The organism is Glutamicibacter sp. (assembly GCF_050701915.1).
Taxonomy (GTDB): Bacteria; Actinomycetota; Actinomycetes; order Actinomycetales; family Micrococcaceae; genus Glutamicibacter.
Window position 1 is genome coordinate 15,174 of sequence record NZ_JBOGEG010000037.1, and the last position, 20,209, is coordinate 35,382.

The following is a 20,209-nucleotide window of genomic DNA, read 5'->3' on the forward strand; positions in this document are numbered from 1 at the left end:
TTGGTTACTGCTCCAACCCTATAAGGCGATAAGTTGAACCTTCAAGCATATGAAGGAATTTGTCGCGTAAGCTTCGTCACGAAAAAACCGTGCTGTCCGCAACCAGTTTCGCCGGGTCGTGGACAGCACGGTTTTCACCGGCTTGGCGGTACGGCTTAGAGGACCTTGGACAAGAAGTCCTGGGTACGCGCCTGCTGCGGGTTGCCGAACAGCTGTTCCGGCTCGCCCTGCTCGCAGACAACTCCATCAGCCATGAAGACCACGCGGTCAGCGACTTCGCGCGCAAAGCCCATCTCGTGGGTCACCAGGACCATGGTCATGCCGGTGTCGGCCAGCTCCTTGATAACCTGCAGCACTTCGCCGACCATCTCGGGGTCAAGAGCGCTGGTAGCCTCGTCGAAGAGCATGATGCCCGGGGCCATGGCAAGCGCGCGGGCGATTGCCACACGCTGCTTCTGGCCGCCGGAGAGCGAGGCCGGACGGGCGTTGGCCTTCTCGCGCAAGCCCACGCGTTCCAGAAGTTCCAGAGCACGCTCCCGGCCCTGTGCCTTGTTCATCTTCTTGAGCTCCACCGGCGCCAGCATGATGTTCTCTGCGACCGTCATATGTGGGAACAGGTTGAAGTGCTGGAACACCATGCCTACGTGGCGGCGCACCTCATTGATGTCCACCTTAGGATCGGTGACATCGAAGCCATCGACAACCACCTTGCCCGAGGTAATGTCCTCGAGCTTGTTCAGGCAACGCAGCAAGGTGGACTTGCCGGACCCCGAAGGGCCGATCACGCACACCACTTCGCCTTCGCGGACATCCATGTCGATGCCCTTGAGGACATTGTTGGAGCCAAAGGACTTGTGCAGGTCCTTGACCTGGATCTTCACGTTGGAGCTTTGCTCGGTTACGGTGCTCACTTGTTGAACCTCCGATCGGCATAATTTGCCAACTTGGTCAGCGCCATAATGGCAATGAAGTAGATAATGCCCACGATCACCAGCGTCTCGGTGACACGGAAGTTCGCCGCGTAGATCTGCTGGCCCTGGTAGAGAAGCTCGGTAAAGCCGATAGCCAGCAGCAACGAGGAGTCCTTCAGGCTGATGATCAACTGGTTGATCAGCGACGGGGTCATCATCTTGAATGCCTGCGGGATCACGACCTTCTGCATCGACTTTCCGTAGCCAAGGCCCAGCGAACGGGAAGCTTCAAGTTGCCCTGGATCCACCGACTGGATACCGCCGCGAACGATTTCGGCGACATAGGCACCGGCGTTCAGCGACAGTGTCAGCACACCTGCAGTCCAGACGCTGATCTCCCAGCCGGTCAGCTGCGGCAGGCCGAAGTAGAACATGAATGCCCAGAGCAGCAACGGGGTGCCGCGGAAGATGTTCACGAAGGTCGTGGCGATGCCGCGCAGCACGATGTTCCCGGAGATCTTCATGAAGCCGAAGACCAGGCCCAAGGCCATGGCGATAGCGAAGGAGATCGCGGTCACCAGCAGGGTGTGCCACAGACCGGTCATCAACGCGGGAATGGACTTGACCAGCAGATCAATGAAGTTGCTTGGCGCTGCAGCGGTCGGATCGGCAAGGTAGGAGTCCAGGATCTGCTGGTACTCGCCGTTGGCCTTCAGCTCAGCCAGGCCGTCGTTGAATGCTGCCAGCAGCGCGGTGTTCTCGCCCTTGTTCACGGCAAAGCCATAGGAACCGCCCGGAACCTTATCGGTGACGGTCTTCAGGCCATTGCCCTGGGCAATACCGTAGGCCAGCACCGGGTAGTCATCGAAGACGGCAACTGCAGAACCGGCCTTGACCGATTCGTACATGGTTGCGGACTGGTCCAAGGACTTGACCTGGAAGCCGTATTCCTTGGCGATGGACTTGGCGTAGCTCTCGCCTTCGGCGCCAGTCTTGGCGACAACGGTCTTGCCCTTCAAGTCCTCGTAGCTGGTGATCTCGTCATTGCCGGCAGCGACAGCCATCTGCACGCCGGATTCGAAGTAAGGCTCGGAGAAATCGTAGATCTCCTTGCGCTCATCGGTAATCGACATGCCGGCGATCACGCCGTCAACCTGGTTGGAAGACAGGGCCGCCAAGGCGGCGTTGAAGCCCAGGGACCTGATTTCGACTTCAAAACCCTGGTCTTCGGCAATAGCGCGCAAAAGATCCATGTCGATACCGGTCAGCTCGCCGTTCTGGCGGAACTCGAATGGCGCGAAAGTCGTATCCGTGCCAATGACGTAGGTTTGGCCCTCGACGCTTTCGCTGCCTTGGGCCATGGCCGACGGCGCCCCAACGACCAGGGCCATCAAACCGATGGCAGCCGCGGCTATCCATCTGGCCAGGCGCCCGGCGGGGGCAGCTGTTCTTTTCTTTTCCACTGATGTATCGCTTTCTCGTGCTGAAGGGCGAATGGCCCAAGGTGCAGATGATACGTTCTGCCTGCAAGCCTAGGACGAATAAAGCCTAGCCGGTACCCCACGACTCGCCTGTACTTGCATCGTTATCGGTTTGAAACCGCTGTTCTGTCCGCGCTGAGCATAGCTACCCCCGCAATGCCCGGCAGTGGGATTGAATAGGGGTATGACTCCTGAATCGTTGACCGCCAATGCTCCGCGTGCCGCGAAGTTGCCCACCACCCGCAGCTTCCACGGCGATGACTTCATCGACAACTACGAGTGGTTGCGGGAGAAAGCCAACCCGGATGTAATCGCGCATCTGACCGCAGAAAACGAGTACACCGACACCATTACCGATGGCCAGCAGCCGCTGCGCGATGCCTTGTTCAGCGAGATCAAGGGACGCACCGTTGAAACCGACCTGTCGGTGCCGGTGCGTCGCCGTGGCTGGTGGTACTTCACCCGTTCGGCCGAAGGCAAGCCCTACACCATCCAGTGCCGCGTCAAGGCATCGGGCACCGGGGACCTGATTGCCGACTGGACTCCCCCGGTAATCGACGCGGAAACTGCATTGCCTGCCGAAGAGGTGCTGCTTGACGGCAACGCATTAGCCGAAGGGCAGCCGTTCTTCTCGCTAGGCGGCATGGCGTTGAATGAAGCAGGCAACTTGCTCGCCTACTGTATCGACAATGCGGGCGATGAGCGATTCACGCTTTTCATCAAGGACCTGGAAACCGGCCTGTTGCTGAGCGACACCATTGAAGGGGTGTTCTATGGGCTGGCCTTCTCCCCTGATTCTTCAACTATCTTCTATACGGTGGTTGACGAGACCTGGCGGCCACACCAGATTCGCGCTCACCGGCTGGGCGCCCTCCCAGCGGAGGACAAGATCATTTTCGAGGAAAATGATCCTGGCATGTGGCTCGGCTTTGATCTGAGCCCGGACCGCAAGATCCTGATGATCTCCAGCGGCAACTCCGAATACGCCGAGACCAGCATGCTGGATCTGGCCGATCCTTCGGCCGCCGTGACCTTGCTGGTGCCGCGCAGCTTGCGCGTGCTGCACGGAATCGACTTGATGCCGGGCGCCGGCCAGGCATTGATCACCCACGATCACCAGGCACCGAACAATATGGTGTCGCTGGCATCCCTGGATCAGCTGGGGGAAAACACTGACCCGGCGCAATGGCGGACCGTGGTGGCCCATGAGGACACGGTCAAAATCGAGGGCACCGCGCTGACCGGTTCGCACGTGGTGCTCTCGGTACGCCGTGATACCTGCGAGCGCGTGCAGCTGCTAGCCTTGGACGGATTGGGCACCGAAACCCAGCAGCCAGCCATTGAACCGGATTTCGAGGATGAGCTGTTCACTGCCTCGGCGACCTTCGCCGAGCTGGATGCTCCTTTGATCCGCATCGGCTACACCGCAGACTTCACCCCGGCCCGCGTGTACGACCTGTGGATGGAGGACCAGTCATTGGTGCTGCGCAAGCAGACTCCGGTGAATAACTTCGATCCGGCCAAGTACCTGTCCACGCGCGAGTGGGCCACCGCGGCCGATGGCACCAGGATTCCGTTGACCATCATGCGCCGGGCCGACCTGGATATTTCTATTCCACAGCCGGTGCTGATCTATGGCTATGGTTCCTATGAGGCTTCCATGGACCCTGGTTTCGGCATTCCCCGCTTGAGCGTGCTGGATCGCGGCGTGGTCTTTGTCATCGCCCACGTGCGCGGCGGCGGGGAACTTGGCCGCAACTGGTACCTGCAGGGCAAGAAGTTGCACAAGAAGAACACCTTCACCGACTTCATTGATTCCACCCGGTATCTGATCGATTCCGGCTGGGCGGATCCTCAGCGCATCGCCGCGCTGGGCGGTTCGGCCGGTGGACTGCTGATGGGTGCCATCGCGAATATGGCCCCGCAGCTGTACACGGCGATCATCGCCCAGGTGCCTTTCGTCGATGCGTTGACCTCCATCCTTGATCCAGAGCTGCCGCTTTCGGCCTTGGAATGGGAAGAATGGGGCAACCCGATCGAGAGCAAGGAGGTCTACGAGTACATGAAGTCCTACAGCCCTTACGAAAATGTCACGGCACAGGACTACCCGAAGATCGCTGCGGTCACCTCGCTCAACGACACCCGTGTACTGTACGTAGAACCAGCCAAGTGGGTGGCCAAGCTGCGTGAAATCGGCACCGGGACGGAACCGATTGTGCTGAAGACCGAGATGGATGGCGGGCACGGCGGCGCGTCGGGGCGCTACGAGTCCTGGAAGTCCCGTGCGTGGGACTATTCCTTCGCCTTGGACGCACTGGGATGCACTGAAGAAATCTGACAACCGGAGGAACGGCGGCCATGCACCACATCAAGATCAGCGACTACCGCAACGACCCTGCGGTACGCCGCTTGCTGGTGCTGGCCGCCGAGCCTGCCAATGAGCAGGCGCTTGAAGCGCTGCTCGATGAATGCGAAGGACTTGAGGTCCTTGCCAGCACGACTGCCGTGGGCGATGTGGCCGCGCTGGCGGCCTACCGGCACAGCGATAAATACGCGATCTGCGTCGAATATCTTGCAGTTGATTCCACCCTGCAACGCCGGGGCCTGGGCTCCGCCTTGCTGGCTGAATTGCGCGACTCCCATCAGAAGAACGTCTGGGCCACCACCGATGATGATGCGGTTGGCTTCTATCGCGCGCTGGGCTGCCTCGTTTCGCAGTCAGCTGCCGACCCGCGCTGGCCGGATGCCCAGAGGTACCTGTGCACCTTGCCCTGCTACTCGCTCCTTACCAGCCAGCCAGAAGACGATCCGGAATACGAGGCTGTTGGCGGCGAACTGATGCGCGGCCTGATAGCGATTGCCGAACCGACCGAACAGTGGGCCGAGGATTTCCACCACCTGCGCCATCAGATCGCCGGTGCCCTGGGATCTGCAGCGCTGGCGATCGAGCACACCGGTTCCACGTCCGTTCCCGGCCTTCCCGCCAAGCCGATCATCGACATCATCCTGCTGGTTCCCGATGCGAACCAGGAAGCGTCCTACGTCCCCGCGCTGGATTCCACCGGCATCATTCTCTGGCACCGCGAACCTGGGTGGTACGGCCACCGCATGCTCAAGCCTGGTCCCGGCTCACGGCTTCCCGAAGCCAATATCCACGTCTTCAGCGCAGGAAGCCCCGAGTATCTGCGGCACCTGATTTTCCGCGAGCATCTGAAACACAATGACACTGACCGCCTGGCCTACGCCTCGGTCAAGCGGGAAGCCGCCCGCGCGCTGGCTGCGAGCGACGGCGAAAATGGACTGGTCATGGACTACAACAGGATCAAGGAGCCGTTCATCCTCGACGTGCACCGACGAATTTTCACGCGTTAGCTTTCCTGTTCATTCTCGCTGAAACAGTACCGCCAAAACGCTCGCCTAGCTTGACTTAGCTCACATAATGTTATTACCTAATGATCGTTCGGTAAATAATTCGGCGAAGGAAGATGATGAGCGAAACACAGGTAGAGAATTCGGTCCCGCACGCCATTCTTCACAATGACTACGCCACGCAGTGGATGGGAATCGAAGTTGTTGAGGTCTCCGACGGCCACGCTGTCATCACCATGACGCTCCGGCAGGAAATGCTCAACGGTTTCGGCATTGGCCACGGCGGGATGATCTTCGCTCTGGCCGACACTGCGTTCGCACTGAGCTGCAATCCGCAGGCAGGCTCGGATGAGACCATCACGGTCGCGTCCGGTGCCGACGTCAACTTCCTCAAGCCAGCCATTCCCGGACGAGTGCTGACTGCCACCGGCAACCGTGTCTCGCAGCAAGGCCGCAGCGGGATCTACGACATCAAGGTGACCCAGCCAGCGGCCGACGGCTCTATTGAAACCGTCGCAGAGTTCCGCGGACGTTCGCGCACCGTCCCGAAGCCCAAGAACCGCTAAGCACCCAGCCCACCCGACACGAAAGTTTCAGCATGTCCCAGAACACCGACCGCGACAGCCTTCCGAATCCGCTTGATCCAGAAGAAACCATGAGCCGTGAGCAGATCGAAGCGATCCAGCTGACCCGCTTGAAGGAAACTCTGCACCATGCCTACAATAACGTGCCGTACTACAAGGCAAAGTACGATGCCGCTGGCGTGCACCCTGATGATCTGAAGGAACTGAGCGACCTCGCCAAGTTCCCCTTCACCGACAAGGAAGATCTGCGCAAGAACTATCCATTCGGCATGTTTGCCGTTCCGCAGCATGAGGTCGCCCGCATCCATGCTTCCTCGGGCACCACTGGACAGCCCACCGTGGTTGGCTACACCATGAAGGACCTGGAAGACTGGGCCAAGCTCGGCGCCCGTTGCCTGCGCATGGCAGGGGTCAAGCCAGGCTGGAAGGTCCACAACGCCTACGGTTACGGGCTGTTCACCGGAGGCCTGGGTGCGCATGCCGCAGCAGAGTACCTCGGCGCCACGGTCATCCCCATGTCCGGAGGCCAGACCGACAAGCAGATCACGCTGATCCAGGACTTCGAGCCTGACGCGATCCTTTGCACCCCGACCTACCTGCTGACCATTGGCGATGCCATGCAGCGCAAGGGACTTGATCCGCGATCCACCTCGCTGAAGGTGGCCGTGCTCGGCGCCGAGCCGTGGACCGAAGAGATGCGCCATGAGCTGGAAGAGATGTTCAACATCACCGCCTGCGACATCTACGGACTCTCCGAGGTCATGGGCCCTGGCGTGGCTGGCGAATCCGGAGAACGCAAGGATGGCAGCCACATCTGGGAAGACCACTTCCGCCCGGAAATCATTGATGCTTTCGATGAGACCAAGGTGCTGCCCGATGGCGAGCACGGTGAATTGGTCTTCACCTCGCTGACCAAGCAGGCCCTGCCGATCATCCGCTACCGCACCCATGACCTGACCCGGTTGATGCCTGGCACCAGCCGCCCCGGCCACCGCCGCATGGGCCGCATCACCGGGCGCAGCGATGACATGATCATCCTGCGCGGCGTGAACTTGTTCCCAAGCCAGATCGAGGAACTGATCCTGAAGGTGCCGACCCTGTCACCGCACTTCCAGCTGATCCTGACCCGTCCGGATCGCATGGACCAGCTGGCAGTCAAGGTGGAGCGCCGCAGCGAGGCGACCATCGAAGATGCAACCAACGGAGCCAAGGAACTGGCCAAGCTCATCAAGATCCATGTCGGCTCGTCCTGCGCCATTGACGTTGTCGAGCCGGAATCGCTGGAACGCTCCATGGGCAAGCTCAAGCGCATCTACGACATGCGCTCCAACTAGTCCCGACCGGGACATGGGATAATAAAGTAATCATGGGACTTACCGATACTGCCAACCGTCCGGCCAAGCGTGGCCGCCCCGGTTACGATCAAGAAGCCGTTTTGCGCATTGCTGTCGAGGCATTCAACGAATACGGCTACGACGCGACCTCCATGGGCAAGCTTGCCGACCGCTTGGGGATCAGCAAGTCCGCGATCTACCATCACGTGCCTTCCAAGGAAGACCTGCTGCGCCTCGCCTTGGACGAAGCACTCTTCCCCTTGGAAGCGGTCATCACCGAAGTGCGCACGCACGAGGGCAGTGCCGACGAGCGCTTGGAATTCTTCTTGCGCTCAACCATCCGCATCCTGATCGAGAAGCGCCCTTATGTGACCTTGCTGCTGCGCTTGCGTGGCAACACCGAGTTGGAGCGCCAAGCGCTGGAACGGCGCCGTGCCATGGACCGCCAGCTCGCTGAGTTGGTCACGGCCGCGCAAAGCGACGGGAAGCTTCGCGATGACCTGGAGCCCCGCGCCACGGCCCGACTTTTGTTCGGCATGATCAACTCGGTAGTGGATTGGTACCGGGTTGATGGCCCGCTGGAGGCTTCGGCGCTGGAAGAACAAGCGGTGTCACTGCTCTTCCACGGCCTGCACACCGTGGTGAAGTAGAGGCATTCAGTTGCCATCATTGAGGCTCCCTGCTTTTTGAGCAGGGAGCCTCAATGCGTTGATGCGGAATAAACGCTTGGTCGCTGTGGCGCATCCAACCTATGGGAATTTACGGACTCACAGGAATCACCGTTAGCATCTAAGGGGTGCCTCGTGCACCTGTCGTTGCCAATCGATCGAGTTAAGAGCACCGTGGATTCCTTCTTAGAAACCCTGTTCATGGCTACTGCAGACAGCGGTAGTTCCTATGTCCAGATCCTGCTGTCAGCCGCTAGCATGCTGCTAGTTTTCGTCTCCGCAATCCTTCTTGCGCACCGCAATGATTTGGGTTGGTGGACGCTGATCCTCTCGGTTTTCGTAGGACCCATGATCTCCGCATTGCAGTATGACCTGCTGGGCCTGATCTACGCGATCCCGTTGCTGCTCCTGCCGATTTTCGGCCTATGGCGTTTTTCGCAGTTCAAGCTCAACGGCAAGTTCACTCGCGAAGTGACCAAGACCCCGGTCACCCTCTGGTCTGCCGTGGGCATGGTTGTCGGCTTGATCCTGCTGGTGGCATTGCGCTTCGGCCCATTCCTCTTCAACTCCGGCTTCTTGACCGCCACCCCGGAAGTCTGGGTGATGTATTTCGCTGACGCCGCCATTTTCGCTTCCTTCGTCATGATTGCCCGCGGCGTTCGCGAAGGCTGGCTGCTGCTGGCTGTGGCAGCTATCGCGGACCTGGTGGTGTACTTCTTGATTTCGCCAATGCTGGGCATGCTTGGCCTCTACGTCTTCATCGCCCTGGCCGCCGCGTACGGCTACTTCCTGTGGCGCGGCCTTCCTGCCCAGGCTGCCGAGCCGGTGCAGGTCGAGCTGGACGAGGAAGAGCTGGCCTTGCAAAAAGCCAAGCAGGAAACCTTGGACAAGCTGAATGCCAAAACCGAAAAGTAGCTGAACCTAGAATGATCCCGCCCCAGTGTGAACTGGGGCGGGATCATTTTTTTGTGGCTAATTGCGCCAGCTGTCGTTCAGGTTCAGGGAACCGTCCGCATTCACGGTCGCGATGCGGTTGGCCCCTGATTCCCACGTGGCATTGCCGCTCTGGTCGTACTTGACGTACTTGTATTCGAACTGCGTTCCTGCCGGAAGGTCCACCGTTCCGCTCCAGCTCGGGTAGCTGGCAGCTGATAGCTGTGGCGCCTTGGCCGGATCCCAGCTGCCTAGTTCCGGCTGGTTGCCGACGATGCGGATGTTCTGCCCCATGACGGTTTGGGCGGTGACCGCGACGCTGACATCAGCGGTGTCCTCGACCGGATCCGGCGTTCCTGATCCGCCATCGGATACGGCACCGATGTGCAGGGCCATGGCACCGTAGGCAGGCAGTGTCGCGGTGAACTTGCCGTCGGCGCCCACAGTGATGGTCTTCGAGCAATCGCCTCCGGACACCACATCACAATAGGTGCCACCGGCCAGCGAGCTGGTGTATTCGCGGGTGGTTGCCGCCGAGGTGTTGTTGATGGCTACGAAGCCCTTATTGCCGCGGCCGTATGCGATCTGGTTGCCGCCATCGTCCCACCAATTGCTGACAGCCGCGTCGCCGACGGCGTTGTTGAAGCCCACCATTCCGGTGATTTCATCTTGCCGCTGTTCGCAGGTCCAGGCGGAGGAGTCGCAGCCGGCATTGGGTACCGATGCGTCACTGGCGCCCGGAGCGCCTGCTTCCTTGTCGGTGAACGCGAATCCGGAATACACGGTGGGTGACCCGTAGGGCCAGGACAGCATGAAAACATTGGCCAGCAGGTACTTGGCGCCCCACTTGTAGTTCATGGATTCGCCGTTGCGTTCGGTGTCGTGGTTGGTGACAAAAACCCCGGCCCGGTCACTGGTGAGCTTACCGTCGCCGATGAAGCGCAAGTTGGCGATTTGCGCGTCGAAATCATGCTTGAGCTGTCGCGAGTAGTCGAATTCGTGCGAGTCGCCGCTGCCGAGGTACTCGCTTTCCTGGATCGGTTCACCCGACGCCCCGATCACCTCGTGCACCCAGTACACGCCAGGGTTCTTCATCTTGGATTTGATGCCTTCGAGGTCCGTTGCCGGGATGTGCTTCGAGGCATCGATGCGGAATCCGGATACCCCAAGCGAGACGAGGTCATCGAGATAGTCGGCGATGTTTTGCTGGACGTAGCTGCTGGAGGTTTTCAGATCTTGCAAGCCCACGAGGCGGCAGTGCTGCACTTGCCAGCGGTCGGCATAGTTGGTGATGTTGGTGCGGCAATCGTTGAAGTCCTGGGCCGAATACTCTGGGAAGTTGTCATCGGAGAAAGCCGAGCCTGCGGTTCCAGTACCGGTCTGCCCGGCTCCGGTCATGTGATTGACCACGGCGTCTGCGATCACTTTCACGCCTGCGTCGTTGCAGCTTTTGACCATGGCGGAGAATTCCTCGCGGTTGCCCAGTTTCGAGTCCACCTTGTAGCTCACCGGCTGGTACGAGGTCCACCATGCAGTGCCGCGCAGGTGCTCAGCTGGAGGCGAGACCTGGACGTAGCCATATCCTGCTGGGGCGATGCTGGACTCGCATTCCTGGGCTACCGAATTCCAGTTCCATTGGAACAGGTTGAGGATGACATCCTTGCCGTCGTTGGATGGGGTGGCGGCTTGGGCGGGTGCTGCGAACAACGGTGCGGCGAGCAGGGCGAGCGAGGCGCCGAGTGCTGCCACCGGCTTCACCGTCCTGGCTCCGTGCCGGCGTTGTGTTGATTTGGCGCGTGATGGCAAAAGTCCCACAGAAAAACTCCTTTGTTGTGATGATCGGGCTGCGATAGCTCGACGCGACAGCGTCGGGATCGCTCAACCACACGTTCCCCATCAACGCGTGACCTGCGACACAACTGTAAGCGTTTTCTTAGCTCTCTCCAATAAGTAAATTTCTGTAAATACATTAAACCCGCGAAACTGTCCGCGTAAATTGCCCTAAAATTTTTTCACTTCGCGTCAAATCTTGCCAAAATTGGAAACGCTTTCATAGATATCCGGCAAAGCTGTCCTGGCTCCGAGCACGCAAAAGGGTGGATGCCGTGGTTGACGGCATCCACCCTTGCTGAAGTTGCGTTTTAGCCTTCGAAGTTGGCGTAGGTGAGGTTTTCTTTCTCCACCAAGGTCAAGACATCGTAGGTCGCGACAATCTCATCATTCTGGTTGTGCAAGATCGCATCCCATGCGACCTCGCCATATTCATCGGTGACTCGCGGCGTGATTTTCTTGGCCGTCAGGGTCACGCGGATTGAATCTCCGGCAGCCACCGGGGTGATGAAGCGCAGGGATTCCAATCCGTAGTTGGCTAACACTGGCCCCGGCGCTGGCTCTACGAAGAGGCCGGCAGCCCACGACACGAGCAGGTACCCGTGGGCGACGATTCCCGGGAAGAACGGGTTCGCTTCGGCTGCCTTTGCATCGGTGTGGGCGTAGAAGGTGTCGCCAGTTTTCTTGGCGAATTCGCTGATCTCTTCAAGGTTCACTACGCGCAGATCAGAGGCGAAGCCATCGCCTACTTGCAGCTCGGCCAGCGACTTGCGGAACGGGTGCGTGTATTGCTCCTGGCCGCCGAACTTTTCGCATCCGGCCAGGCGCTGTTCAGCACCGGCATGCCACACGCCGCTGAGCGCAGTGAGCATATTCGGCGAGCCCTGAACGGCAGTGCGCTGCATATGGTGCTTCACTGATCGGATTCCGCCCAGCTCCTCGCCGCCGCCGGCGCGCCCTGGGCCACCATGGACCAGGTGTGGCACTGGTGAACCGTGACCGGTCGTTGATCGCGCGGTTTCCCGGTTCAGGATGTGCACGCGGCCATGGTGGGCGGCGATTCCCAGGGCCAGTGAACGCACGGTGTCGGTGTCATTGCTGCACACGGTGGCTACCAGCGACCCTGCACCCATGGCGGCCAGCCGCACGGCTTCGTCAAGATTGTCGTAGCCGATGACGGAGCTGACCGGTCCGAACGCCTCGCGGGAGTGCACAAGCGGGTTGCGGGCATCGGCCCATCGCAGAACCACCGGAGACATGAAGGCACCGAATTCGGCCACGGCGTCGCGTTCTGGCGCCACGCGTACGGCTGGGGCATCCAGGCGGCCAAAGGCCAGCTCGCCACCAGCGTCAATCATGTCCTGCACTGCAGCACGCACATCAGCCAGCTGTTCCAGGGAAGCCAAGGCACCCATGGTCACGCCCTCGACGCGGGGGTCGCCAATGACAACCCGCTGCTCGATTCGCTGGCCGATGGCGGCAATGACCGGTTCTACCAGATGGGAAGGCACGATATTGCGGCGGATCGCGGTGCATTTCTGGCCGGCCTTGGAGGTCATCTCGGTGACGACGACCTTGACGAAGGCCTCGAATTCCGCTGTTCCCTCCTCTGCATCAGGGCCGAGGATGGCCGCGTTCAGGGAGTCGGTTTCTGCTGCGAAGCGCACTCCCCCGTCGATGACATTTGGATGGGACTTCAGCTTGCTGGCCGTGGCGGCCGAGCCGGTGAAGGCGAACATGTCACGGTAGTCGAGGTGGTCCATCAGGTCGCGAGCTGATCCCGAGAGAAGCTGCAGGGACCCTTCGGGAAGGATGCCTGATTCCAGCATCATCCTCACTGCTGCCTCGGTGAGGTACCCCGTTGGAGTCGCTGGCTTGACGATGGTGGGAACACCAGCGATAAACGCCGGGGCAAACTTTTCGAGCATGCCCCATACCGGGAAGTTGAACGCGTTGACCTGCACCACGACACCACTCATTGCGGTGTAGATATGCGTGCCGATAAAAGAGCCGTCCTTGCTCAGCGGTTCCGTTGACCCGTCCAGGATGACATTGCTATTGGGAAGTTCACGGCGGCCCTTGGATGAGAATGTGAACAGAACACCGATTCCGCCATCGATATCCACCATGGAATCGATTTTGGTGGCCCCGGTCTTGAAGGAAATCTCGTAAAGGTCTTTGCGTCGCTCGTTCAGATACAGCGCGAGTTCCTTGAGCTTGAGTGCGCGCTCATGCAAGGAGAGCTTGGCCAGCTCCTGATGCCCGGTGCCACGGCCATAGTCCACCGCCGCTGCAACATCCAGCTTGTCATTGGTGACAGTGGCTAGAAGTTCTCCGGTGTTGGCGTCGCGGACTTCTGTTCCACCCTCGGACTGCGGGGTCCGCCATTCTCCGGCGATAAAGCTGGGTACCACGCTGATCTGTTTTGTCGACATTGACATAATTCCTTCCTGAACGGTCGGTCAGTATTAACCTTAACCTTATCAGCAAGAGCGCGACCGGGAACACCTCAAATTGTTGTTCGCGAGAATTCTCCACCCCGCCCGCTACTCAGGAATTCCGTGCGAGATCACTCAGGTGATCGAGACCGTCCTCGCTCATGCCCTGGGACAGCAGATAGGAGCGGGCCGTACCAAGCCATGCACAGAATTCCGACAGGGCCGTGGCTCTTTCTTGAATGATTTCCCGCAGCTCTTCTTCACCCCGATAGCTCTCGTAGGGATGCTTTCGCGGCGAGACACGATGCCATTCATTGATACCCCGCACCGCCAGCTCATCATGGACGAGAATCTGATCCCGGGAACCTGCGAGATCCAGCAGCATGGTGGCAATCAAGCCGGAGCGGTCGCGGCCTGCCGAACAGTGGATCACGGTTGACCCTTGGGAGTTCGCCAAATTCTCGAAGACTGCACGCAGTTGGTCGCCGAATTCTTCGCACACCAACCTGTACATGGCGGTGTGATTCATATATGGCACGGCAATCGATTCGAACCTCGGATTGCCGGGCGTCTCCAGCGGCAGGTTCACCAGTTCAATGCCGGAGAACGCTGCCTGGGGTACGGCGGGGTCATGCTCCCGCCGGCGGATCTCGTTGGGGTTGCGCAGGTCCACGACCTTGCTGACTCCGCCCTCGTGCATTTGCTGCCAGCCCCGGGCACTAAGCCACTCGTGGCGACCCATTCGATAAAAGGCTCCGCAAATATGCCGCGCATTCACGGATCCTTCCCATTCCAGATCTCCGCTTTGCTTTTGATAGTTCAGGCCCTGGCTCATTTACCCATTGCAACATATTGATTCTCTGTTGTAGAGTTCTACTCATTGGCAACTGCCAATCAGTCTATTGAAGGAGGGGTAACGATGATTGCTTACCGCCGTTCCCGGTCATTGATCTCTTTTTCTAAGGACTTATCCCCATGCATTTTCCTGTTGGAGAACCAACCACCAGCTCACAGGTAACCTCGTCCAACTTCGCTGACGCAGATACCAAACTCAAATTCCGCAGGCACAAGCCCGTATGGAACGAATCATCCTCGGATGAGCCACCGGCTGGCCAGCGCTACTCCACCTGGCCGTTTATCGAAAAGGGCATGCGCGGGCCGCAACCATACCCGCTATGGCTGATTGAGGACGCCGGTGCCGTAGACACCGAATTAGGCATCCTCAAAACCGGCAAAGAAGGCGACGTCTTCCTGTTGGAACGAGCAACACAGGAGCGCTCAAGCTTACTGGCCGCCAAACGCTATCGCTCCCGCGACCACCTGCAATTCAGCCGTTCGCAAGCTTATAGCGATGGCAGGTCTGCCCGGCGCTCGCGCGATAATCGAGCCATCAGCAACAATTCCGCCTACGGCCGGGACATCGCCGCTTTGCAGTGGGCCAACGCGGAATGGACCTACCTCTTGCGCTGTTACGAAGCCGGCATTCCGGTGCCGTATCCGGTACAGATTGACGGCACCGAAATCCTCATGGAATTCATTGCCGACCCGGACAATTCGCTGGCGGCAGCACCCCGCCTGCAACAGCTTGCGCGCTTTGATCCACGGCTTCCCGCACTATGGGATCAACTCACTGACGCCCTTGAGAAGTTCGCTGGATTGGGCATTGCCCATGGCGACCTGTCCGCCTACAACCTCCTGGTTTCCGGCGAGCGCCTAGTGGTCATCGATGTTCCGCAGTGCGTGGATCTGGCGGGCAATCCGCAAGGCATGGACTTCTTGCACCGCGACTGCGTCAATTTGTGCGAGTGGTTTGATTCCAAGGGACTGTCACATGATCCAGATGAGCTCTTTGCTTCACTGCTAGGACATCTCTTCTAGGATCCAGAGGGACAATGGCCTCCGCCAGTCATTCCTGACCGGCGGAGGCCATTGTCGCTGAAGGTTATATGGCGGGTTTCCTACCAGCTGTAGAAGCCTTGGCCGCTCTTGCGCCCCAGCTTGCCCTCGGCCACCATATCCCTGAGGATCTGCGGTGGAGCAAACCGGTCACCCAAGGTCTCATGCAGGTACTGGGCAATGCCCAGGCGTACATCCAAACCGACAATGTCGGTGGTCTTCAGCGGGCCGGTAGGGTGCTTGTATCCCAAGACCATCGCGTTATCGATGTCTTCGGCACTGGCTACGCCGTCCTCGACCATGCGCATGGCTTCCAAGGCAATAGCCACGCCTAAGCGGGAAGAAGCGAACCCGGGAGCGTCATTGACCACTACTGCGGTCTTGCCCAGTGCCTGAACCCAACCGCGCGAAGCGTCCACCAAGGCCTTATCGGTCTGCTTGCCGATCACTACCTCGATCAGGGTGGAGGCGGGAACCGGGTTGAAGAAGTGCAGGCCCAAGAAGTTCTCGGGACGCTGCAATTCCTTGGCCAAACCGCTGACCGACAGCGACGAGGTGTTCGATGCGAGTACCGCCTCGGCGTTCAGCGCCTGCTCCACGGCCTGCAGGGAAGAAACCTTCAGATCCCAGATTTCCGGGACGGCTTCAACCACCAGCTGCGCGCTGGCGAACTGCTCGTAGTCGGTGCTGGTAGAGAAACGAGCCAAAAGTTCTTCGCGGCTTTCGCTGATCCCGCCGCGGGCAATGGACTTGTCCACGGATCCGGCCACGCGCTCATAGGCGGCCTGCGCCGACTCGCTATCGCGTTCAACGACGAGAACTGCGCTGCCGCTGATCAAGAACGCGTGGGCTATGCCGGCACCCATGCGTCCGCCGCCGAGCACGCCCATCTGCTGCGGCAACGAGCCGGAGGTGAAGCTGGTCTGTGCACTCATGATTACTTCTTCTTTCGATCTAGGAATGCTTGCATGCGGTCGAATTTGGCTTGGGATTCGAAAAGCATGCCCTGGGCCAAGGTATCGATCACTGGATGAACTTCGCGCGGAGCATGGAAGACGGACTTGGTGATGCGCACCGCCAGTGGATCCTGGCCTGCTATGCGATCGGCCAAGGCATCGGCAGCCGCATCCAGCTCGGCAGCCGGATGCAATTCGGTAACCAAGTTGGCAGCCAGGCATTGCTCGCCGGTGAGCACCTTGCCGGCCAGCAGGATTTCCTTGGCCAACGGCTCGCCGACCAGTTCCTTCAGCCGCCAGGTGGCGCCTGCGGCGGCCATGATGCCCAGATTCGTTTCCGGGTTGCCCATGCGCAGCTCGGGGGTGCCGATGCGGAAGTCCGCGGCGTAGGCCAGCTCGGCGCCGCCGCCCAACGCGAAGCCGTCAAGGGCTGCAACCACCGGCATTGGCAACTTGGCGATCCGGTCGAAGATCCCCGAGTTGATCCCGGCGAGCGCGTCATCGCGACGGCGTTCGCGCAACTGGGCAATATCTGCTCCGGAAGCGAAGATGCCCTTGCGCCCCTTGGGATTCGCTTCGCTCGCCGCTTCTGCGGGGGTGCCAGCCAGAATCAGGATCTTGGGATTCTTCTCCAGATAAGCGCAGACGGTGTGCAGCTCGTCGACCATGGCCTGGTCAATGGCGTTGCGTACCTCTGGTCGGTGCAGGCGCACCCAGAGGCGGTCATCGGTTTCCGACAGCTTGAGGGTGGTGAATTCGCTGTTCAAATCGCCCACTTCTAGATGCCTTCCAGCAAGATGGCGGTGCCTTGGCCAACGCCCACGCACATGGTGGCAATGCCCAGCTTGCGCTGCTCGGAAGCGAGCTCTCGTTCCATGCGGCCCAGCAGGGTGATGACAATTCGGGAACCGCTGGAACCCAGCGGATGGCCCAGGGAGATGGCGCCGCCGTCGCGGTTGACGATTCCTGCATCGACCCCCAGCTCGCGCATGCTGGCCAGGGACTGGCTGGCGAAGGCTTCATTGATTTCCATGGCACCGATCTGGTCAATGCCCAGGCCGGCGCGTTCAAGTACCTTGCGGGTAGCCGGGACCGGTCCCATGCCCATGATTTCCGGTTCCAGGCCCGCGGCCTGCCCGTCAACGATTCGGGCGCGCGGAGTCAGTCCGAACTTCTTGATGGCCCGTTCGGAGACCACGAGGATTGCCGAGGCGCCGTCGTTCAGCGTCGACGCGTTGCCGGCGGTGACCACGCTGCCGCCCTTGACTACTGGGCGCAGGGCGGAGAGCACGTCCATGGTGGTGCCTGGCCGTGGACCCTCGTCGGTGTCCACGATGGTCTCTGCCTTGCGTCCCTTGACGGTGACCGGAACGATTTCATCGCGGAAGCGTCCAGCCTCAATGGCGGCAATGGCCTTGGCGTGGGATTCAACGGCGAACTGGTCGCAGTCCTCACGCGAGATGCCGTAGACGCGGGCGACTTCCTCGGCGGTTTCCGGCATCGAGAAGGTGGCCTTGCCATCGCGCGAGTATTGACCGGAGAGGAACTGCGGGTTGGTGAAGCGCCAGCCGATGGAGGTGTCGAAGGTTGCTCCCGGCTTGGCGAAGGCCTTTGACGGCTTTTCCATGACCCAGGGAGCCCGCGACATGGATTCGGTGCCGCCGGCGATAACGATGTCTGCGGCGCCGGCCTTGATCATGTGGCTGGCCATCGTAATGGCGCTCATGCCCGAGGCGCAGAGGCGGTTGACGGTGATGCCCGGGACGGTAACGGGCAGGCCTGCCAGCAGCGCAGCCATGCGGGCAACGTTGCGGTTCTCTTCGCCCGCGCCGTTGGCGTTTCCGTAGATGACTTCATCAACGTCAGCCGGGTCGATGCCTGCGTCTTCAATGACGCGGCGGATCGTCAACGCTGCCAGGTCGTCGGGGCGCACAGCACTGAGCGCTCCTCCATAACGGCCTACCGGCGTGCGTGCTCCACCTACGAGAAATGCCTCGGTCATCTGTGCTCCTTATGCCAAAATGGTTAGTGACCCTCAACACCTAAACTTACCGACCATTCGTTCAATAATAAAGTCGCGGGTCGCCGAATTTCACAATTGGGTATTTCCAGGCCACCTGCACCCTGCGCCCGGGCCATCGCCCAACCACCGTTTTATCCGCAAATCCTTGCAACCAAATCCATGTCAGTGGTTGATTTTAGAAATTGATTCGAATAGCCTCTGGTATTTAACCGACTCCGGGAAATTCCCGGATCGTGGACCGCGGCCAAGGCGATGAACTTCTATCTGGCCTTAGGGCGATCGGTCGACGGAAAGCTGAAAACAACGGAGCAGCAATGCAACCGGAACATAACCAGCCACACGACAACTCGAATCCGCATAATTTCACTCCCGACCTGGGCCATGACATCGGCCCGGACATGAGCACGCAAGAAGGCCGGCAAGAAGTTCGCAAGGCCACTGCGGCATCGGCGATGGGCAACATGACCGAATGGTTCGACTACGGCGTCTACGCCGTGGCCGTCACCTACATCACTGCCCACTTCTTCCCCACCGAGGGCGGCACCTTCATGGCCCTGGCCACCTTCGCTCTCTCCTTCCTGGTCCGCCCGATTGGCGGCCTGGTCTGGGGCCCGCTGGGTGACAAGCTGGGGCGCAAGAAGATCCTGGCTTTGACCATCATCATGATGTCGCTGGCCACCTTCCTCATCGGCGTCCTGCCAACCTATGAAGTCATTGGCGTCGCCGCGCCAATCCTGCTGGTGCTGCTGCGCATGGTCCAGGGCTTCTCTACCGGTGGCGAGTACGGCGGCGCGGCAACCTTCATGGCCGAATACGCACCGGACCGCAAGCGCGGCTTCTTCGGTTCCTTCTTGGAATTCGGCACCTTGGGCGGCTTCGCCCTCGGCACGGCCGTGATGCTGGGCCTGCAGGTGGTACTCAGCGAAGAAGCCATGATGGCTTATGGCTGGCGTATCCCGTTCTTCCTCGCTTTGCCCATGGGCCTCATTGGCCTGTACCTGCGTAGCAAATTGGAAGACACTCCGGTCTTCCAGGAGATGGAGGAAGCCGGCGAAGCCCAACAGGGCGGTTCGCTCAAGGAACTGGTGTTCGCCTACTGGCGGCCCATGCTGACCATGACCGGCCTGGTCATCGCGCTGAACGTCGTGAACTACACGTTGCTCAGCTATATGCCGACCTACCTTGAAACCCAGCTGGGGCTGGACCCCAACGCTTCGCTGGCCACCATCCTGATTGGCGAGGTGGCCATGATGGCCGTCATTCCATTTGCCGGCTCGCTCTCGGACAAGGTCGGACGCAAACCAATGTGGTACGCCTCGGTCATTGGCCTGTTCGTGCTGGCTCTGCCAATGTTCTGGCTGATGGGCCAGTCCTTCGCCTGGGCCATTGTCGGCTTCGCCGTGCTGGGCCTGCTCTACATTCCGCAGCTGGCCACGATCACCGCGACCTTCCCTGCGATGTTCCCCTCCCAAGTGCGCTTCGCAGGCTTTGCGATTACCTACAACCTCGCTACGGCGGTCTTCGGCGGTACCGCCGCGATGGTCAACGAGGCGGCCATCAATTCCACCGGTTTCCTGCTCTTCCCGGCGATCTACATGATGGCAGCGTGCGTGATTGGTGCGATCGCCATCAAGTTCATGCCGGAAACCGCCGGCGCTTCGCTGCGCGGCACCGAGATTCCCGATGCCTTGGACACCGGCATCCTTGCTGCGGTGCAGCAGGACGAAACCCGAACGTCCTGAGCCACCAATAGCCAAGGGGCCGCATCTGCAGTGCAGATGCGGCC

At 60.0% G+C, this 20,209-nt stretch carries 16 protein-coding genes; 8 read left to right on the forward strand and 8 right to left on the reverse strand.

All coding sequences use genetic code 11. The features are described from left to right. Positions 1 to 155: 155 nt before the first annotated feature. Positions 156 to 911, reverse strand: a complete 756-nt coding sequence (locus tag ACRDT3_RS16250; protein WP_431493974.1) for an amino acid ABC transporter ATP-binding protein — start codon at positions 909 to 911, stop codon at positions 156 to 158. Continuing rightward, positions 908 to 2,374 (reverse strand): amino acid ABC transporter substrate-binding protein/permease, encoded by a 1,467-nt coding sequence (locus ACRDT3_RS16255; RefSeq protein ID WP_431493975.1) that lies wholly within the window; start codon positions 2,372 to 2,374, stop codon positions 908 to 910. Before ACRDT3_RS16255 ends, ACRDT3_RS16250 begins: the two co-directional genes overlap by 4 nt. 202 nt (positions 2,375 to 2,576) lie before the next feature. Here ACRDT3_RS16255 and ACRDT3_RS16260 point away from each other — a divergent pair, with 202 nt between their 5' ends. From ACRDT3_RS16260 to ACRDT3_RS16285, 6 genes are all read left to right on the forward strand, one after another. Beyond that, on the forward strand, positions 2,577 to 4,730 hold the full coding sequence (locus tag ACRDT3_RS16260) for a S9 family peptidase (RefSeq protein ID WP_431493976.1): 2,154 nt from the start codon (positions 2,577 to 2,579) through the stop codon (positions 4,728 to 4,730). 20 nt (positions 4,731 to 4,750) lie between these two features. Beyond that, complete coding sequence (locus tag ACRDT3_RS16265) at positions 4,751 to 5,764, forward strand: GNAT family N-acetyltransferase (RefSeq protein ID WP_431493977.1); 1,014 nt, start codon at positions 4,751 to 4,753, stop codon at positions 5,762 to 5,764. A 116-nt stretch (positions 5,765 to 5,880) separates the two neighbouring features. After that, positions 5,881 to 6,327, forward strand: a complete 447-nt coding sequence (gene paaI, locus ACRDT3_RS16270) for a hydroxyphenylacetyl-CoA thioesterase PaaI (protein WP_128471064.1) — start codon at positions 5,881 to 5,883, stop codon at positions 6,325 to 6,327. Between the two features lie 32 nt (positions 6,328 to 6,359). Then, complete coding sequence (gene paaK / locus ACRDT3_RS16275) at positions 6,360 to 7,679, forward strand: phenylacetate--CoA ligase PaaK (protein ID WP_431493978.1); 1,320 nt, start codon at positions 6,360 to 6,362, stop codon at positions 7,677 to 7,679. A 32-nt stretch (positions 7,680 to 7,711) separates the two neighbouring features. Next, positions 7,712 to 8,329 (forward strand): TetR/AcrR family transcriptional regulator, encoded by a 618-nt coding sequence (locus ACRDT3_RS16280; protein ID WP_431493979.1) that lies wholly within the window; start codon positions 7,712 to 7,714, stop codon positions 8,327 to 8,329. Between the two features lie 219 nt (positions 8,330 to 8,548). Beyond that, complete coding sequence (locus ACRDT3_RS16285) at positions 8,549 to 9,262, forward strand: nicotinamide mononucleotide transporter (protein WP_431493980.1); 714 nt, start codon at positions 8,549 to 8,551, stop codon at positions 9,260 to 9,262. A 57-nt stretch (positions 9,263 to 9,319) separates the two neighbouring features. Here ACRDT3_RS16285 and ACRDT3_RS16290 read toward each other — a convergent pair whose 3' ends face one another. The 3 genes from ACRDT3_RS16290 to ACRDT3_RS16300 all read right to left on the reverse strand — a co-directional run bounded on the left by ACRDT3_RS16290 (position 9,320) and on the right by ACRDT3_RS16300 (position 14,383). Then, positions 9,320 to 11,095, reverse strand: coding sequence for a carbohydrate-binding module family 20 domain-containing protein (locus ACRDT3_RS16290; RefSeq protein ID WP_431493981.1), 1,776 nt, complete (start codon positions 11,093 to 11,095; stop codon positions 9,320 to 9,322). A gap of 326 nt (positions 11,096 to 11,421) precedes the next feature. Then, entirely contained in the window at positions 11,422 to 13,545 is a 2,124-nt protein-coding gene (paaZ, locus tag ACRDT3_RS16295) for a phenylacetic acid degradation bifunctional protein PaaZ (protein WP_431493982.1), read from the reverse strand. Positions 13,546 to 13,660: 115 nt separating this feature from the next. Beyond that, positions 13,661 to 14,383: a tyrosine-protein phosphatase gene (locus ACRDT3_RS16300; RefSeq protein WP_431493983.1), complete on the reverse strand. Its 723-nt coding sequence runs from the start codon at positions 14,381 to 14,383 to the stop codon at positions 13,661 to 13,663. Between the two features lie 140 nt (positions 14,384 to 14,523). Between ACRDT3_RS16300 and ACRDT3_RS16305 the strand changes: the two genes are divergently transcribed. Next, complete coding sequence (locus ACRDT3_RS16305; RefSeq protein WP_431493984.1) at positions 14,524 to 15,426, forward strand: serine protein kinase RIO; 903 nt, start codon at positions 14,524 to 14,526, stop codon at positions 15,424 to 15,426. Between the two features lie 80 nt (positions 15,427 to 15,506). On the opposite strand, the gene ACRDT3_RS16310 is transcribed toward ACRDT3_RS16305, so the two are convergent. The 3 genes from ACRDT3_RS16310 to ACRDT3_RS16320 are packed head-to-tail and all read right to left on the reverse strand — an operon-like array spanning position 15,507 to position 18,402. After that, entirely contained in the window at positions 15,507 to 16,379 is an 873-nt protein-coding gene (locus ACRDT3_RS16310; RefSeq protein WP_431493985.1) for a 3-hydroxyacyl-CoA dehydrogenase family protein, read from the reverse strand. 2 nt (positions 16,380 to 16,381) lie between these two features. Next, positions 16,382 to 17,176 carry an enoyl-CoA hydratase/isomerase family protein gene (locus tag ACRDT3_RS16315; RefSeq protein ID WP_431493986.1) on the reverse strand — a complete coding sequence of 265 codons (795 nt, stop codon included), beginning with the start codon at positions 17,174 to 17,176 and terminating at the stop codon, positions 16,382 to 16,384. A gap of 2 nt (positions 17,177 to 17,178) precedes the next feature. Beyond that, complete coding sequence (locus tag ACRDT3_RS16320) at positions 17,179 to 18,402, reverse strand: thiolase family protein (RefSeq protein ID WP_431493987.1); 1,224 nt, start codon at positions 18,400 to 18,402, stop codon at positions 17,179 to 17,181. Positions 18,403 to 18,737: 335 nt separating this feature from the next. On the opposite strand from ACRDT3_RS16320, the gene ACRDT3_RS16325 reads away from it, so the two are divergent. Continuing rightward, on the forward strand, positions 18,738 to 20,165 hold the full coding sequence (locus ACRDT3_RS16325) for an MFS transporter (protein ID WP_431493988.1): 1,428 nt from the start codon (positions 18,738 to 18,740) through the stop codon (positions 20,163 to 20,165). Positions 20,166 to 20,209 lie beyond the last annotated feature (44 nt).

Bases quoted from the DNA above. Each gene is read 5' to 3' on its own strand.
- ACRDT3_RS16260 (WP_431493976.1), top strand. From the start codon at position 2,577: ATGACTCCTGAATCGTTGACCGCCAATGCTCCGCGTGCCGCGAAGTTG.
- ACRDT3_RS16265 (WP_431493977.1), top strand. From the start codon at position 4,751: ATGCACCACATCAAGATCAGCGACTACCGCAACGACCCTGCGGTACGC.
- paaI (WP_128471064.1), top strand. From the start codon at position 5,881: ATGAGCGAAACACAGGTAGAGAATTCGGTCCCGCACGCCATTCTTCAC.
- paaK (WP_431493978.1), top strand. From the start codon at position 6,360: ATGTCCCAGAACACCGACCGCGACAGCCTTCCGAATCCGCTTGATCCA.
- ACRDT3_RS16280 (WP_431493979.1), top strand. From the start codon at position 7,712: ATGGGACTTACCGATACTGCCAACCGTCCGGCCAAGCGTGGCCGCCCC.
- ACRDT3_RS16285 (WP_431493980.1), top strand. From the start codon at position 8,549: ATGGCTACTGCAGACAGCGGTAGTTCCTATGTCCAGATCCTGCTGTCA.
- paaZ (WP_431493982.1), bottom strand. From the start codon at position 13,545: ATGTCGACAAAACAGATCAGCGTGGTACCCAGCTTTATCGCCGGAGAA.
- ACRDT3_RS16300 (WP_431493983.1), bottom strand. From the start codon at position 14,383: ATGAGCCAGGGCCTGAACTATCAAAAGCAAAGCGGAGATCTGGAATGG.
- ACRDT3_RS16305 (WP_431493984.1), top strand. From the start codon at position 14,524: ATGCATTTTCCTGTTGGAGAACCAACCACCAGCTCACAGGTAACCTCG.
- ACRDT3_RS16310 (WP_431493985.1), bottom strand. From the start codon at position 16,379: ATGAGTGCACAGACCAGCTTCACCTCCGGCTCGTTGCCGCAGCAGATG.
- ACRDT3_RS16320 (WP_431493987.1), bottom strand. From the start codon at position 18,402: ATGACCGAGGCATTTCTCGTAGGTGGAGCACGCACGCCGGTAGGCCGT.
- ACRDT3_RS16325 (WP_431493988.1), top strand. From the start codon at position 18,738: ATGCAACCGGAACATAACCAGCCACACGACAACTCGAATCCGCATAAT.